Genomic DNA, 14,677 nt, shown 5'->3' with positions numbered 1-14,677 from the left:
AGGCGCTGCGTAAACGAGACATGACCGGATCAGCCCTCATCATCGGCGCGTCGGGCGGAATCGGCGCCGCCATTTGCCGACATCTGGACGCCGCCGGGTGGTCTGTCGCGGGCCTGTCTCGTAGCGTGGACGGGTTCGATTATGCGGACCCGGACGCCGTGGACCGCCTACTCTCGACACTCGACGGCCCGTTCGACCTGATCTTCATCGCCACGGGCGCGCTTGAGATCGACGGGCACGGCCCCGAAAAGGCGCTGAAGCAGATCGACGCCGCTGCGCTGGAGGCGCAATTCCGCACCAACACCATCGGCCCGGCGCTTGTGATGCGCCATGCCGCGCGCCTCCTCCCCCGCGATCGGCGGGCGACCGTGGCGGCGCTGTCGGCGCGCGTCGGCTCCATCGGCGACAACCGTCTAGGCGGATGGTATGGCTACCGCGCGGCCAAGGCGGCACTGAACCAGATCATGCACGGCGCGGCCATCGAACTCGCCCGCACGCACAAACAGGCCGTCTGCGTGGCCCTGCACCCCGGCACGGTTGAGACGGACCTGACCGCCGTGCACGGCGCGGGTCATGACAAGGTCACGCCAGATCAGGCCGCCGCGAACCTGCTGGGCGTTCTGGACGGTCTGACGCCGGAGGACACGGGGCTGTTCTTCGACTGGCAGGGCAAGCGGGTGGTGTGGTGAGCCGCCTGATCCTCGTCCTTGGCGACCAGTTGACCCCAACGCTGTCCGCGCTGGATGCGGCCGACCGGGAGACGGACGTGGTGGTCATGGCCGAGGTGCGGGGCGAGGCGGGAAACCCCAAGCACCATCCGCAGAAGATCGCGCTGATCTTTGCCGCGATGCGCAAGTTCGCGGCGGCCCTGATCGAAGAGGGCTGGACCGTGGCCTATGCCCGGCTCACCGACACGGACAACGCGCAGTCAATTGACGGCGAACTCCTGCGCCGTGCCGACGAGTTCGGCGCGCGGGAGGTGATCTGCACCACCCCCGGCGACTGGCGGTTGATCGAACTTCTGGACGAGCTGCCGCTCAAGGTCACACGCCTGCCCGACACCCGGTTCATCTCGACCCAGTCGGAGTTCGAGGATTGGGCCGAGGGCCGCAAGGAGCTCCGCATGGAGTATTTCTATCGGTTGATGCGCAAGAAGACGGGCATTCTGATGGATGGCGACAAGCCGGAGGGCGGCAAGTGGAATTACGACCATGACAACCGAAAGCCCGCCGAGGCGGACCTGTTCCAGCCGAAGGTGCCGAGGTTCAAGCCCGATGACGTGACGCGGGAGGTGCTGGAGCTTGTCGCAGACGAATTCGCCGACCATTTCGGGGATCTGGACGGGTTCGCCTATCCGACCACGGCGAAAGAGGCCGCGAAGGCCGCCGACGATTTCATCGCGAATCGGCTTGAGGGCTTCGGCCCCTATCAGGACGCGATGCTGACCGGCGAGGCGCATCTGTATCACTCGATCCTGTCGCCCGCGCTGAACATCGGGCTTCTGGACCCGCTCGATCTGTGCCGACGCGCCGAAGCGGCCTATCGCGACGGGAAGGTGCCACTGAATTCGGCCGAAGGGTTCATCCGCCAGATCCTTGGCTGGCGCGAATACGTGCGCGGCATCTACATGATGGACGGCCCCGGCTACACCGGCCGCAACGCGCTGCGGCATGAGCGCGATCTGCCATGGGTATTCTGGAGCGGCGACACCGATATGGCCTGCCTGTCCGAAGTGGTGACGCTGACGCGCGAAAACGCCTATGCGCACCATATCCAACGGTTGATGATTACCGGAAACTTCGCGCTTCTGATCGGCGCGGACCCGGCGCAGGTGCACGACTGGTATTTATCGGTCTATGCCGACGCGTTCGAATGGGTCGAGGCCCCGAACACGATCGGAATGAGCCAGTTCGCAGATGGCGGCATGATCGCGTCCAAGCCCTATGTCTCGTCCGGCAATTATATCGACAAGATGTCAAACTATTGTGACGGTTGCGCCTATGACGTGCGCAAGAAGACCGGGAAAGGCGCTTGTCCGTTCAACCTGCTCTATTGGTGGTTCCTTGACCGACACGCGCAAAGGTTCCGAAAAAATCCCCGCATGGGAACGATTTATGCGACATGGGACCGGATGGACACGGACCGGAAAAAGGTGATCCTGTCGGAAGCCGAAGAATTCTTGGCCCGACTCGATAATGGTGAGACTCCGTAACCCACTTCCCAAGCGAAAATCGGCCTGCACGGCCAAAAGTTGTATTTCACTATCGTATTTAAAGCCCATATGAGTCACTGTTAGTCAGTCCTTGCTGTCAGGATTTCCAGACATGACCGGATGGGCCGGTCGAAAAGGAGGTATTCGTGGACCAGGTGCGCAGAAGAAAAAGCGCCGCCGACCGCAAAGCCGAAATCGTGGACACGGTGATCCAGCTGTCGGCGACGATGGGGCCGGACCGCGTAACGACACAGCACCTTGCAGATGCGGTGGGGGTGACCCAGCCGGCGATTTTCCGCCATTTCGGCACCAAGGCCGAGATTTGGGACGCCGTTAGCGAGCGGATCGTGACCGACATCGAAGGCATCGCGCGCACCGCCGGAGACGCTCTGGACGGGCTGCGCGACTACGTGAAGAATTTCGTCGATCTGGTCAAATGGCGGCCCGCCCTGCCCTCGATCCTGCATTCGCTGGAGCTTCAGGCCGATAACGCCGCGCTGCGCGACCGTTTCCACGCCATGCATTCCGAGCGCACGTCGATGATCGCCGGGCTGGTCGAACAGGGTCAGGGCGCACGGATCATCCGGCACGACCTGAAACCATCGGAAGTGGCCGGTGTGGTGCTTTCGTCGCTCCACGGGCTTACGCTCGACTGGACCCTTAAGGGGCAGACCTTCGATCTGGAAGAAGAAGGCGCGCGTCTTGCGGACAACCTGATCGCGATGATCCGCACCTGAAACCTGCGGCGGAATGTAACATTCTAAAATATGAATTTATGCTTCCGTTTTTCGGTCTCCGATAGTATACAATCGCCCTTGGCCGCACTGTCGCGGCCTGCTCGGGCGCTTGGTAGGATCGCTGCGCCCCTCTTGTGGGAGGAGACATCATGGCGCATGTGGTCGTTCTGGGCGGGGGCCTTGGGGGCACCATCCAGGCCTATGAGTTGAAGGAAACGCTGACACGCAGCGACACCATCACGCTCATATCGAACAAACCCTATTTCCAGTTCACCCCGTCGAACCCGTGGGCCGGTGTCGGCTGGCGCTCAAAGGACGAGATCACCATCGACCTCGCTCCGGTGATGAAACGCCGGGGGATCGATTTCATCTGCGACGGTGCGACGAAACTCGTGCCCGAGGAAAACAGGATCGAGCTTGAAAGCGGGGCCGAGGTCACATACGACTACCTCATCATCGCGACCGGGCCGGAGCTCGCCTTCGACGAGATCGAGGGGTTCGGACCCGAGGGTCACACGAACTCGGTCTGCACCATCGAACATGCCGAGAAATCGGGCGGCAAGGGCGGCACGTGGGAGGCGTTCTGCAAGAACCCCGGCCCCATCGTCGTGGGCGCGGTACAGGGCGCGTCTTGCTTCGGCCCGGCCTATGAATACCTGTTCACGCTCGACACGGACCTGCGCCGTCGCAAGATCAAGCATAAGGTGCCGATGACCTTCGTGACATCGGAACCCTATATCGGCCACTTGGGCCTTGGCGGCGTGGGCGACACCAAATCGATGCTGGAAAGCGCGATGCGCGACCGCGACATCAAGTGGATCACCAATGCGCGCACCGACAAGTTCACCGATGGCGCGGTGCACGTCACCGAGTTCGACGAGGACGGCAACGAGAAGAAGACGCACGAGGTGCCGGCGACCTACAAGATGATGCTGCCCGCCTTTCGCGGCATCCCGGCGATCCGGGGCATCGAGGGGCTGGTGAACCCGCGCGGCTTCGTCATCGTCGACGAGTACCAGCGCAATCCGAAATACCGCAACATCTTCGGGATCGGCGTCGCCATCGCCATCGCACCGCCTGTTGCGACCCCGGTCGCGACGGGTGTGCCCAAGACCGGGTTCATGATCGAGTCGATGGTGACCGCGACGGCCCACAACCTGCCCCGCATTCTCGTGGGAGAGGAGCCGAACAACCTGCCGTCTTGGAACGCGCTTTGCCTTGCCGATTTCGGCGACCGGGGGGCCGCGTTCCTCGCCATGCCCCAGAACCCGCCGCGTAACGTGAACTGGGCGTCGGAAGGCAAATGGGTGCATTGGGCGAAGCTGGCCTTCGAGTGGTATTTCATGCGCAAGGTCCGCAAGGGCGTGAGCGAGCCGTGGTACGAAAAGACCGCAATGAAGATCATGAAGATCAACAAGATTCAGGGCCGCTGAGGCAGCCCTTGGATCGGAAAAGGGAAAAGGCCGCCCAGTGGGCGGCCTTTTTCGTGGTCGAGGATGTCGGAATCAGTAAAGCCCGCCGCTTCCCAGGGTCGAATTGATCTCGGGCGCCTGCGGCGGCCCCGACGGCACACGGGGCGCGGCCGAATTGTTCTGATCCGACGACTGGTTCTCTTGCGCAGGCGCCGGAGCGGGTGCCGGGGCGGGCGCAGGCTCCGGCTCGGGCGCAGGGGCAGGCGCGGGTTCCGGCGTGGGCTCGGGTTCGGGCGTCGGCGCGGGTTCCGGTGTGGGTTCAGGCTCAGGCTCGGGCGCAGGTTCCGGTTCCGGTTCGGGGGCGGGCTCGGGCTCCGCAGCAGGTACCGGGTCGGTCGCAGGTGTCTCGGGTTCGGCCGCGGGTGTTTCGGGTTCGGCTTCGGTCGCAGCCGGGACGATCGGCGCGGGCGTGCCGCCTTCGAGCATCGACGACATCACGCCGTTGACCCATGCGCCCGACACCCGCTCGCCCGAAGCATAGGCCACCGTGCCCTGCCCGTTGCGCTGGTCGTTCGCGAACATGCCTTCGTAGACGTCGCCGTTGGCATAGGTCGCGGTGCCCATGCCGTGCTTCATCCCGTCTTTCCATTCGCCGGTATAGGTGAACCCGTCGGCCAGCGTCAGCGTGCCCTGCCCGTCGCGTTCACCATTGGCCCAGCCGCCGTCATAGACGGAGCCGTCGGCGTATTCCTCGCGTCCCTGACCGTGGCGTTTGCCCGCCTTCCAGCCGCCGGTGTAGCCGTGACCTTCGGCGAAGGTCAGGGTGCCTTCGCCGTCGAACAGCGCCGAAACGAAGCTGCCCTCGTATGTCGAGCCGTTGGGATAGGTCGCGCGGCCCGTGCCTTCGATCACCCCGTCGCGCCAGTCGCCGACATAGGTGCCGCCGTCGGGATAGGTGATCGTGCCACTGCCGTCGGGCAGGCCCGCGCGGAAGGTGCCCTGATAGACCGACCCGTCGGGATAGGTCACGGTGCCTTCGCCTTCGATCTGGCCGTCGACCCAGTTGCCCTCGTAGCGATACCCGTCCGCGCCGGCGAAAACGCCCTGCCCGCTGCGGTGATCGTTCAGGAAGGCGCCGGTGTAGCTGTCGCCGCTGGCATAGGTGACCTTGCCCTCGCCCGACCGCTGACCTTCGACGAACTGGCCCTGATAGACGTCGCCATTGGCCTGCGTGAGGATGCCGGAGCCGTGCATCTGGCCCGCGACCCACTGGCCTTCGTAGCGCATCCCGTCGGTTCCGACATAGGTGCCCTGCCCCTGCCGCTGGTCGTTCGAGAACCCGCCGGAATAGGTCGAGCCGTCCGCATAGGTCGCGGTGCCCGTCCCGTCCTTCTGGCCCATGTTCCACTCGCCGTCGTAGGTGAAGCCCGAGGGGCTGACCATCTTGCCGCGCCCGTGATGCAGCGCCTCCCGCAGGCCACCCTCGTAGGTCACGCCATTGGCGTATTCCGCGATCCCGGTCCCGGTGATCTTGCCGTCGACCCAGTCGCCTTCGAAACTCGACCCGTCCGCGAAGGTGATCTTGCCGAAGCCATGCGGCTTGCCGGCGGCGAAGTTCCCTTCGTAGACCGAGCCGTTGGGAAAGCGCGCGACGCCCTCGCCCCGGATCTCGCCCTCGACGAAGGTGCCGGTGTATTCGTAGCCCGCCGGGGTGCGCAGCGTGCCCTGTCCGTGGGGCTGCCCGTCCTTGAACGTGCCTTCATAGACGCGGCCGTCGTCATACTGCATCGTATCGGCCCCGTCCTGCGCAAAGACGCCGCTGGCGCACAGGCTGGCGGCGAAGGGAAGGACAAGACGCATCGCGCGATACATGAGAACCTCGTGGGCATTCGTTCGGAAAGTGTGCGAAACCTAAGCGTCAGGGCCATGAGAGACAATTGTTTTCGCATGACAATCACGGCACCCGGCTTTTCCCTGCCCATGAACCCCGCTAAGAGGGTCGCGACCTCGCGAGGATGGACATGGCTGACACCTTTCGCCTGACACTGGCCCAGTTGAACCCTGTTGTGGGTGATATTCCCGGCAATGCCGACATGGCGCGCGCGGCGTGGACCGCCGCGAAAGAGGCCGGGGCCGACATGGTCATGCTGACCGAAAGCTTCCTGACCGGCTACCAGCCGCAGGACCTTGTGATGCGCCCGGCCTTCTGGTCCGAGGCGATGGAGGCGTGCGAGGCGCTGGCCAAAGACGTGGCCGATGGCCCGGTCATGGGGATCGGCTGCCCCTATCACGACGGCAAAGACCTGTATAACGCCTACTGGGTTCTCGAAGGCGGGCGGGTGCGGCGGCGCATCCTGAAGCAGATGCTGCCGAACGAGACGGTGTTCGACGAAAAACGCCTGTTCAGCCACGCAGAACCGCAAGACCCGATCAAGATCGGGCCGCTCACGCTGGGCATCCCGATCTGCGAGGATGCGTGGTGGCCCGATGCGGTCTGCGAAAACCTTGCCGACAAGGGTGCCGAGGTGCTCGCCGTGCCGAACGGCTCGCCCTACTACCGGGGCAAGGTCGAGACGCGCCATGGCGTGATGCGCGCGCGCGTCGAAGAGACGGGGCTGCCGCTCATCTACCTTAACATGGTCGGCGGACAGGACGATCAGGTGTTCGACGGCGCGAGTTTCGGCATGGACGCGCAGGGCGAGCTTGCCTTCCAGTTTCGCGAATTCGACGAGGTGATCCGGCACGTCGACCTCGAAAAGGGCGACGATGGCTGGCGCATTGTGCCGGGTGAGGTGGTGCCCGCCCTGCCAGCCTATGAGGCCGACTACCGCGTCATGGTGCAATCCCTGCGCGACTACATGGGCAAGACCGGGTTCAAGAAGGTGCTTCTGGGTCTGTCCGGCGGCATCGACAGCGCCATCGTCGCGACCATCGCTGCCGACGCGCTTGGCCCCGAAAACGTGCGCTGCGTGATGCTGCCGTCCGAATACACCAGCCAAGGCTCTCTGGACGACGCCAAGGCGGTGGCCGAGAGGCTCGGCTGTCACTACGACTTCGTGCCGATCAAAGGCCCCCGCGACGCGGTGACGGAAGCGCTCGCGCCCTTGTTCGAGGGCTACGCGCCAGACCTCACCGAGGAAAACATCCAGTCGCGCCTGCGCGGCCTGCTCCTGATGGCGATGTCCAACAAGTTCGGGGAAATGCTGCTGACCACCGGCAACAAATCCGAGGTCGCGGTAGGATACGCCACGATCTATGGCGACATGGCGGGCGGCTATAACCCGATCAAAGACCTCTATAAAATGCGGGTCTTCGAGACCTGCCGCTGGCGCAATGCGAACCACCGCGACTGGATGATGGGCCCGGCGGGCGAGGTCATTCCGGTGTCCATCATCGACAAACCGCCCAGCGCGGAACTCCGCGACGACCAGAAAGACAGCGACAGCTTGCCGCCTTACGAGGTGCTGGACGCCATTCTAGAAGGGCTTGTAGACAAGGAACTGTCGGTGGCCGAGCTGGTGGCGCAGGGCTTCGACCGGGACACGGTGAAAAAGGTGGAACACCTGATCTTCATCTCGGAATACAAGCGTTTCCAATCCGCGCCGGGCGCACGCCTGACGATGCGTAGCTTCTGGCTCGACCGCCGCTATCCCATCGTGAACCGCTGGCGGGACAAGACATGACGAATACGTTGGAAATCCACGCGGCCCCGCCGTCGTTCCGGACGATGCGCTGGATCGGGGCGGCGTTTCTGGCGCTGGGTGTGATCTGCATCTTCAACGTGGCGACGACCGATCCTGATGCGCTGTGGAAAACGCCGCTCGGCGTGATCCTCGCCGTGCCGGTTCTGATCGGTGTGATGCTGGGCTGGGTCGGGCTGACCGAAACCCATATGCGGCGGCGGCTGGCGCTTCTGACGCCCAAAGGCGCGCAGGTCGGGGTGCATGGCCTGATCCCGTGGAGCCATATCGTGCGCGTCGAACGGCGTGGCTCGGGCACCTACGAGACGCTCACGCTGTTCCCCTCCGGCAAGCGCGAATTGCGCCGTCCGATCCCGGTGGGCCGCGCCGAAACCTCGCCCGACATGATCGTGGGCGAAGTGCTCGCCCTGATCGAGAATGCCGGGCTGACGGTGACCCACGCGCCGAAAGAGCAGATGATCGGTCAACGCGACGTTTGGGAGGTGTCGGGCGCGCCGGAACCCGCGCCGGCCAAGCCCGGACACGTCCCCGCCTGATCACCCCTCGGGGCGGCCTCAGGCGAGCGAGGTGCCGCGCGCCTTCATCAGGTGATTGCCGATATAGCTCGCGATCCGCTTGCCGTCGGCGCGATGCACGTCGTTGCGGAAACTCACCCGCCCCCGGTCGGGCCGCGATTTCGACCGTTCCGCCGTCACGACCTCGGCCCGCACGTGGATCACGTCGCCCGGAACCGCTGGCAGGAACCACCGCACCTCGTCCATCCCCGAGGCGCCCATCGACGCCTCGTCCCAGACGCCCGACTGCATGGCGAGGTTGAAGGCGATCAGAAGCGTGTGCCAGCCCGAGGCGATCAGCGTTCCGAAATGGCTTTCGGCCGCCGCCGCATCGTCGACATGGAACGGCTGCGGATCCCATTCGCGGGCGAATTTCACGATGGCCTCGCGGGTCAGCTCCGCCTCGCCGGATCGGTAGGTGAACCCGATCGGCAGATCCTCGAAATACCTTTGTGTCACTGGGCAGGCTCCGCCGGTTTGGTCACCGGCATTTGTGGGGATGTTTCGGTTCCGCCCGCCATGCCGCCGATCAGGCCCGAGCTCAGAATGAACAGGCCGAACGCGAGTGCGATCGCGATCATGATGATCCCCGGAATACGGCTTGCGACCCGTTGGGCCGACCGACGCTCGAACCGGCTGCCGATCACCCAGACGATGACGGAGATGACGAGCGCCACCGCCTGCCACGCCATGAACTTGGCGACCTTGTTCAGCCCGGCGGTGAACCCGTCGCTGGATGGCTCGGTCATTCCGAAGTCGATGAACGCCAGAATGAACGCGACGCTCCAGAGCAAGAGACCTATTCGTAAGGCAGTGCGTGCTGTCATGCGGCGACAGTGCCATGTGGCGCGACATGCGCAAGCGAAACTTGGCCACCGGCCCGGCGATCAGCCCAGCGTGACATCCAGAAACATCATCAGGACCAGTCCGACGATTAGTCCGGTCGTGGCACGGTGCTGGTGCCCGCCGCGATGCGTTTCGGGGATGATCTCGTGGCTGATGATATAGAGCATGGCCCCGGCGGCGAAGGTCAGCCCCCAGGGCAGCAGCGCCTCGGCCATGGTCACCGCGACGACACCGATCAGCCCGCCCACCGGCTCCACCAGCCCGGTCATGAGGGCGATCAGGAAACTGCGCCCCTTGGCATACCCCAGCCCGCGCAGGGCCACGGCGACCGCAAGCCCCTCGGGCGCGTTCTGAAGGCCGATGCCGGTGGCCAGCGACATGCCGTTGGCCACGTCGCCGCCGCCGAACCCGACACCCACGGCCATACCCTCGGGGAAGTTGTGGATCGTGATCGCGATGACGAACAGCCAGATGCGCGACAGCGCACCGGGGTCCGCGCCCTCGGGCCCGGCGATGAAATGCTCATGCGGCAAGGCTTCGTTCATCGCATAGACGGCAAGCGCGCCCAGAACGATCCCGCCCGCCGCGATGGCCGCAGCCGCCCAGACGCTCCCGGTTTCCGCTTTGGCGATGTCGAGACCGGGCAGGATGAGCGAAAAGAACGAGGCCGAGATCATCACCCCGGCCGCGAAGCCCAAGAGCATGTCCGACCATTTCCGGGTGATGGTGCGACCGAAGAGAACGGGCAGCGCCCCGACCCCCGTCATGAGCCCTGCGCCAAGGCTCGCCAGCAATCCGATCAATACGATAGACATGGCGCCACCTTGCGGGGCGTCGCGCCGGGCGCAAGAGCAATCGGTCGCGTTGCGCACGGTGATCGCCGGCTGTAGCGTCGCGCGGACAGCAGGTCCGGGGGAGGTATCCATGACCGTCATCACCAACATCGACGATCTCAAACGCCTCTACCGGCGTCGTGCGCCGAAGATGTTCTACGACTATTGCGAAAGCGGTTCGTGGACCGAGCAGACCTTTCGCGAGAACGTATCGGATTTCGACGCGATCCGCCTGCGTCAGCGCGTGGCCGTCGATATGTCCAACCGGACCACGAAGACGCAGATGATCGGACAGGACGTGGCCATGCCCGTCGCGCTCGCCCCGGTCGGCATGACCGGGATGCAATCCGCGGATGGCGAGATCAAGGCAGCCCGCGCCGCCGAAAAATTCGGGGTGCCCTTCACGCTGTCCACCATGTCGATCTGCTCGATCGAGGACGTGGCCGAGCACACCACGGCCCCCTTCTGGTTCCAGCTCTACGTCATGCGCGACGAGGATTACCTGTCGCGCCTGATCCAGCGCACCAAGGATGCGGGCTGTTCGGCGCTCGTCATCACGCTCGACCTTCAGATCATGGGGCAGCGGCACAAGGACATTCGCAACGGCCTTTCCGCCCCCCCGAAACCCACCGTCCGAAACCTCGTGAACCTGTCGACCAAATGGCGCTGGGGCATGGGGATGCTGGGCACGAAACGGCGCAGTTTCGGAAACGTCGTCGGGCATGTGAAGGGGATTTCGGACCCGTCCAAGCTCATGTCCTGGACCAACGATCAATTCGACCCCTCGCTCGACTGGTCCAAGATCGAAAAGATCAAAGAGATGTGGGGCGGCCCGCTGATCCTGAAAGGCGTGATGGAAGCCGAGGACGCGGTGATGGCCGCCAAGGTGGGTGCCGATGCGATCATCGTGTCGAACCACGGCGGGCGCCAACTGGACGGGGCGCTGTCGTCGATCCGCGCGCTGGACCCGATCCTTCAGGCGGTGGGCGACCGGATCGAGGTGCATCTGGACAGCGGCATCCGCTCCGGTCAGGACGTGCTAAAGGCAATGGCGATGGGCGCGAAGGGCACCTATATCGGCCGCGCCTTCGTCTATGGTCTGGGCGCGATGGGCGAAGCGGGCGTGACCCGCGCGCTGGAGGTGATCCACAAGGAACTCGACACCTCGATGGCCTTCTGCGGACACCGCGACATCAATCAGGTCGACCGCGACATCCTGCGCATCCCGCGCGATTTCTCCGGCGACTGGGCCTAAGAGCACCCGCGAGTCGTCCTTGACGCGCAGGCGACTCGCCTCATGCTGGACATGGCGCCTTGAGGGGCGGATCGCCCCCTCAAGCGCCTCCCCAGCCCATGCTCCGACCGTCATCGCCGTAAGGGCCGCCGGGCAAGGGCGCCCACCGCGCGTGCCCGCCAGCGGCGGGGACGCGCACATCCGGCGCGGGCTTCAGCCCGCACAATGCGGGAACTCTACCGACGCGACAGCGCCAGAACCGCCGGGATGATCGCGGCGGAGGAGACCGCAACGGCGGCGAAGGACAGGCGCAGACTGCCCAGTTCCGCGAGCCCGCCCATCAGGGCCGGGCCGATGAAGAACCCCATCAATCCCAACATCCAGGCCCGCGAAATGGCGATGGACCGGGCCGGACCTTTCACTTTTCGCGCAAGGATCGAGTTGGTCGAGGGCACGATGACCGCAACGCCGAGCGCGGTCAGAACCACCCCGCCATGCATCACGATCTGGCTCGGCGACAGGGCGATCACGATGGCCCCGATCACGGCCAGCACCGCCGAGGACAGGATCAGCCGTTCGGCCCCCAGCCGCCGCACCAGCGCCTGCCCCGACAGGCGCGCGGCCCCCATGACGAAGCCGAAGACGGCGGGACCGAAGCTGCCCTCGCCGACCGCGCCGCCGAGCGTGCGTTCGATGAACAGCGCGGTCCAGCCCTCGGTCGCGTTCTCGGCCACGAAGGAACAAAACAGCATCCCCCCGGCTAGAAGCACCACGATCATGGGCGGACGCGCCGGGCCGCTCTCGGCCTCGTCATCGCCGCTCGACGGGTCGCGACTGTCCCACCCCAGCACGGCATAGGCCAGCGCGACGCCGGACAGGATCATCGCGATGGTCCTGAAATCCCAGCCACCGCCGCGAAGCCCCGCGATCAGAAGCGCCGTGATCGCAAAGGAAAAGGAATAGGCCGCGTGGTTCAGGTTCATCAGATGCACATCGCGCCGCGCCTCGACATGGGCGATGCGGATATTCGCGGTCATATCCGCGAAGGCGACCGCGAAACCGCCCGCGAACAGCGCGCCGGCCAGAGCCAAAGGCGTATCGGCGACGAGATACAGAAGCAGCGTCAGCGCGATCAGGATCGCCGCGACCGGCAGAGTGTATCCGCCATACCGGCGCGCAGCCCAGGGGGCCGCCCCCATCGCGAGGATCGAGGCCGCGGCGGGCGCCACCAGCACCGCGCCCATCACCCCGTCCGAGGCCGCCACATGCGCCTTGACGTCGGGCATCATGCCCGCGAGGCCACCCCAATAGACGCCCGTCGCCATCAGGACGAAGGCCGGTCCGCGGGAGATTCTGAGGGCGTCGAACAGGGTCATGCACCGGGACCGATAGCGCAAACGGCAACGGGCGTCACGACGCATTCGTGTTTCGTCGCGGGCCTGCGCCCCCACCGAACCATACGAGGGGTGCTGCCCCTCGCACTCCCCGAAGTATTCCGAGAACGATGAAGAAAAGGGTGCCCCGTTCGCCCGGCCCGGCGGGCCACCGCGAGGCCGCCGGGGCGCGCGCGCTTTTTCCCTTCCCAAACCCATGATTCCCGCGTATACGCGCGCACTCATGCGGGGTTGCACCCTTGGAGGAACGCCGCAGACCTTTACAATTTGGAGAAAACCCATGGCTGGTGAAATACCTGACTTTCACGCCACGGTACGGACGGGGACGGGCAAGGGGGCCGCTCGTCAAGCTCGCCGCGAAGGCAACGTACCTGGTATCGTGTATGGTGGCGACGTCGATCCGCTGCCGATCAACATCAACTTCAACATGCTTCTCAAGAAGCTCAAGGACGGTCGTTTCCTGTCGACCCTCTTCAACCTCAAGGTTGAAGGTCAGGACGATGTCCGCGTGATCTGCCGCAACGTGCAGCGCGACGTGGTCAAGGATCTTCCGACCCACGTCGATTTCCTGCGCCTGCGCCGCACCTCGCGCATCAACCTGTTCATTCCCGTCGAGTTCATCAACGAAGAGAAGGCTCCGGGCGTGAAGAAGGGTGGCGTGGTCGTGCACGTTCGTCCGGAAGTCGAGCTTGATGTGGTCGCGGGTGACATTCCCGAAAAGATCGTCGTCGATCTCGCCGGCCGTGACATCGGTGACGTGATCCACATCTCGGACGTCGAGTTGCCGCAGGGCGCCAAGCCGACCGTCGAGCGTGATTTCGTGATCGCCAACATCTCGGCCCCGTCGGGCCTGCGCTCCGCCGGTGCGGACGAGGACGAGGGCGAAGCCGAAGAGGATGTGACCGAGGGCGAAGAGGCGTAAGTCTCTTCCCATCGTGGAACAAACGAAGCGGGGCCGATCAGGCCCCGTTTTTCATTTATCGCACCTTTGCAGCACGATGACCTCTCCGCGGGTGCCCCACGGCATGAGCGTCATGTTGTTTCTCGACATGCCGTCGAAAATCGCCTTCACCGCCGAGGGCGGATATTGGCTCGTGTGAATTTCCATCACCACCATGCGCACACAGGGCGGCCAGGGCTGCTGGCACAGTTCCAGTTCGCCCCCTTCCACATCCATCGACACGATCGTGGGCTGGTGTTCGTCGAGCAGCGCCGACAGCTTCAGCGCGGGCACCTCGACGATCTTGTCGGGATTGGTCTTTTCGTTCGCGATCGAGGACGACCAGAAGGCGTCGCGTGCCGCGAACAGAACCGTATCCTCGTCGAAATTGTCGGCCACCACGGCGCCGTGCAGCACCTGCGTCGCCTGCGCCCCGTTTTCGTCGAGGTTGTGGCGCAGCGCCTCCATCATCACCGGGTTGCCCTCGACCGAGATCACGTTCTCGGGCCCCGCCGCGCGCCCGGCGATGATCGAGATGTAGCCGGCCCCCGCCCCGATATCGAGCACCTTGTCGCCCGGCTTCACATGCCGTTCGATCGCGTCGCGCTCGTTCCATTCGTAGCGGCCCGTCTCCAACGCCACCCGCAGCGGCTTGGTCAGCGCCTTGCCCGGCACGCGAAGCGTGATGTCTTTCAAAGTGAATTGCGCCATGGTCCGCCCTGCCCGGTTTTGGCGACGATCCTAGACCGGGCGGGGTGAAAGTCCAGCGGGACGGCAGGACATTTACCTCGCGCCCGTCCGCCCCTAGATTGCC

14 protein-coding genes are annotated in these 14,677 nt (G+C 64.8%); 8 read left to right on the top strand and 6 right to left on the bottom strand.

What is annotated here, in order from left to right:
* Positions 1 to 20: 20 nt before the first annotated feature.
* The 4 genes from RB2654_RS17510 (at position 21) to RB2654_RS17495 (ending at position 4,382) form a co-directional block, all read left to right on the top strand.
* A complete protein-coding gene (locus RB2654_RS17510) occupies positions 21 to 689 on the top strand; it encodes an SDR family NAD(P)-dependent oxidoreductase (RefSeq protein ID WP_008334307.1) in 669 nt (222 codons plus the stop codon).
* A complete protein-coding gene (locus RB2654_RS17505; RefSeq protein WP_008334305.1) occupies positions 683 to 2,212 on the top strand; it encodes a cryptochrome/photolyase family protein in 1,530 nt (509 codons plus the stop codon). The genes RB2654_RS17510 and RB2654_RS17505 overlap by 7 nt, the downstream gene beginning before the upstream one ends.
* A 146-nt stretch (positions 2,213 to 2,358) precedes the next feature.
* On the top strand, positions 2,359 to 2,949 hold the full coding sequence (locus RB2654_RS17500; RefSeq protein ID WP_008334304.1) for a TetR/AcrR family transcriptional regulator: 591 nt from the start codon (positions 2,359 to 2,361) through the stop codon (positions 2,947 to 2,949).
* A 149-nt stretch (positions 2,950 to 3,098) separates the two neighbouring features.
* Complete coding sequence (locus RB2654_RS17495) at positions 3,099 to 4,382, top strand: NAD(P)/FAD-dependent oxidoreductase (protein WP_008334303.1); 1,284 nt, start codon at positions 3,099 to 3,101, stop codon at positions 4,380 to 4,382.
* A 72-nt stretch (positions 4,383 to 4,454) separates the two neighbouring features.
* Here the strand turns inward: RB2654_RS17495 and RB2654_RS17485 are convergent, their stop codons facing one another.
* Positions 4,455 to 6,233: an MORN repeat-containing protein gene (locus RB2654_RS17485; RefSeq protein ID WP_008334302.1), complete on the bottom strand. Its 1,779-nt coding sequence runs from the start codon at positions 6,231 to 6,233 to the stop codon at positions 4,455 to 4,457.
* A gap of 149 nt (positions 6,234 to 6,382) precedes the next feature.
* Between RB2654_RS17485 and RB2654_RS17480 the strand changes: the two genes are divergently transcribed.
* On the top strand, positions 6,383 to 8,044 hold the full coding sequence (locus RB2654_RS17480; RefSeq protein ID WP_040885807.1) for an NAD+ synthase: 1,662 nt from the start codon (positions 6,383 to 6,385) through the stop codon (positions 8,042 to 8,044).
* Entirely contained in the window at positions 8,041 to 8,598 is a 558-nt protein-coding gene (locus RB2654_RS17475) for a LapA family protein (protein ID WP_008334292.1), read from the top strand. The genes RB2654_RS17480 and RB2654_RS17475 overlap by 4 nt, the downstream gene beginning before the upstream one ends.
* 18 nt (positions 8,599 to 8,616) lie before the next feature.
* Here the strand turns inward: RB2654_RS17475 and RB2654_RS23605 are convergent, their stop codons facing one another.
* The 3 genes from RB2654_RS23605 to RB2654_RS17460 are packed head-to-tail and all read right to left on the bottom strand — an operon-like array spanning position 8,617 to position 10,277.
* Positions 8,617 to 9,075: a MaoC family dehydratase gene (locus RB2654_RS23605; protein WP_008334291.1), complete on the bottom strand. Its 459-nt coding sequence runs from the start codon at positions 9,073 to 9,075 to the stop codon at positions 8,617 to 8,619.
* Positions 9,072 to 9,443, bottom strand: coding sequence for a hypothetical protein (locus RB2654_RS23600; RefSeq protein ID WP_161600703.1), 372 nt, complete (start codon positions 9,441 to 9,443; stop codon positions 9,072 to 9,074). Before RB2654_RS23600 ends, RB2654_RS23605 begins: the two co-directional genes overlap by 4 nt.
* A gap of 60 nt (positions 9,444 to 9,503) precedes the next feature.
* Positions 9,504 to 10,277, bottom strand: coding sequence for a ZIP family metal transporter (locus RB2654_RS17460; RefSeq protein ID WP_040885806.1), 774 nt, complete (start codon positions 10,275 to 10,277; stop codon positions 9,504 to 9,506).
* A gap of 109 nt (positions 10,278 to 10,386) precedes the next feature.
* Here RB2654_RS17460 and RB2654_RS17455 point away from each other — a divergent pair, with 109 nt between their 5' ends.
* Positions 10,387 to 11,550 (top strand): alpha-hydroxy acid oxidase, encoded by a 1,164-nt coding sequence (locus RB2654_RS17455; protein WP_008334288.1) that lies wholly within the window; start codon positions 10,387 to 10,389, stop codon positions 11,548 to 11,550.
* A gap of 215 nt (positions 11,551 to 11,765) precedes the next feature.
* Here the strand turns inward: RB2654_RS17455 and RB2654_RS17450 are convergent, their stop codons facing one another.
* The gene (locus RB2654_RS17450; RefSeq protein WP_008334287.1) at positions 11,766 to 12,905 is read right to left on the bottom strand and encodes an MFS transporter; all 1,140 of its coding nucleotides are present in this window, start codon (positions 12,903 to 12,905) and stop codon (positions 11,766 to 11,768) included.
* 298 nt (positions 12,906 to 13,203) lie between these two features.
* On the opposite strand from RB2654_RS17450, the gene RB2654_RS17445 reads away from it, so the two are divergent.
* Positions 13,204 to 13,845 (top strand): 50S ribosomal protein L25/general stress protein Ctc, encoded by a 642-nt coding sequence (locus RB2654_RS17445; RefSeq protein WP_040885193.1) that lies wholly within the window; start codon positions 13,204 to 13,206, stop codon positions 13,843 to 13,845.
* A 51-nt stretch (positions 13,846 to 13,896) separates the two neighbouring features.
* Here the strand turns inward: RB2654_RS17445 and RB2654_RS17440 are convergent, their stop codons facing one another.
* The gene (locus RB2654_RS17440; protein ID WP_008334285.1) at positions 13,897 to 14,574 is read right to left on the bottom strand and encodes an FkbM family methyltransferase; all 678 of its coding nucleotides are present in this window, start codon (positions 14,572 to 14,574) and stop codon (positions 13,897 to 13,899) included.
* Positions 14,575 to 14,677: the final 103 nt, after the last annotated feature.

The organism is Maritimibacter alkaliphilus HTCC2654 (assembly GCF_000152805.1).
Classification (GTDB): domain Bacteria; phylum Pseudomonadota; class Alphaproteobacteria; order Rhodobacterales; family Rhodobacteraceae; genus Maritimibacter; species Maritimibacter alkaliphilus.
This window is presented reverse-complemented; position numbering and strand designations above follow the sequence as displayed.

What these genes read in the sequence shown, in the direction of transcription:
- RB2654_RS17510 (WP_008334307.1), top strand. Translation starts at nt 21, where the DNA reads ATGACCGGATCAGCCCTCATCATCGGCGCGTCGGGCGGAATCGGCGCC.
- RB2654_RS17495 (WP_008334303.1), top strand. Translation starts at nt 3,099, where the DNA reads ATGGCGCATGTGGTCGTTCTGGGCGGGGGCCTTGGGGGCACCATCCAG.
- RB2654_RS17485 (WP_008334302.1), bottom strand. Translation starts at nt 6,233, where the DNA reads ATGTATCGCGCGATGCGTCTTGTCCTTCCCTTCGCCGCCAGCCTGTGC.
- RB2654_RS17480 (WP_040885807.1), top strand. Translation starts at nt 6,383, where the DNA reads ATGGCTGACACCTTTCGCCTGACACTGGCCCAGTTGAACCCTGTTGTG.
- RB2654_RS17475 (WP_008334292.1), top strand. Translation starts at nt 8,041, where the DNA reads ATGACGAATACGTTGGAAATCCACGCGGCCCCGCCGTCGTTCCGGACG.
- RB2654_RS23600 (WP_161600703.1), bottom strand. Translation starts at nt 9,443, where the DNA reads ATGACAGCACGCACTGCCTTACGAATAGGTCTCTTGCTCTGGAGCGTC.
- RB2654_RS17460 (WP_040885806.1), bottom strand. Translation starts at nt 10,277, where the DNA reads ATGTCTATCGTATTGATCGGATTGCTGGCGAGCCTTGGCGCAGGGCTC.
- RB2654_RS17455 (WP_008334288.1), top strand. Translation starts at nt 10,387, where the DNA reads ATGACCGTCATCACCAACATCGACGATCTCAAACGCCTCTACCGGCGT.
- RB2654_RS17450 (WP_008334287.1), bottom strand. Translation starts at nt 12,905, where the DNA reads ATGACCCTGTTCGACGCCCTCAGAATCTCCCGCGGACCGGCCTTCGTC.
- RB2654_RS17445 (WP_040885193.1), top strand. Translation starts at nt 13,204, where the DNA reads ATGGCTGGTGAAATACCTGACTTTCACGCCACGGTACGGACGGGGACG.
- RB2654_RS17440 (WP_008334285.1), bottom strand. Translation starts at nt 14,574, where the DNA reads ATGGCGCAATTCACTTTGAAAGACATCACGCTTCGCGTGCCGGGCAAG.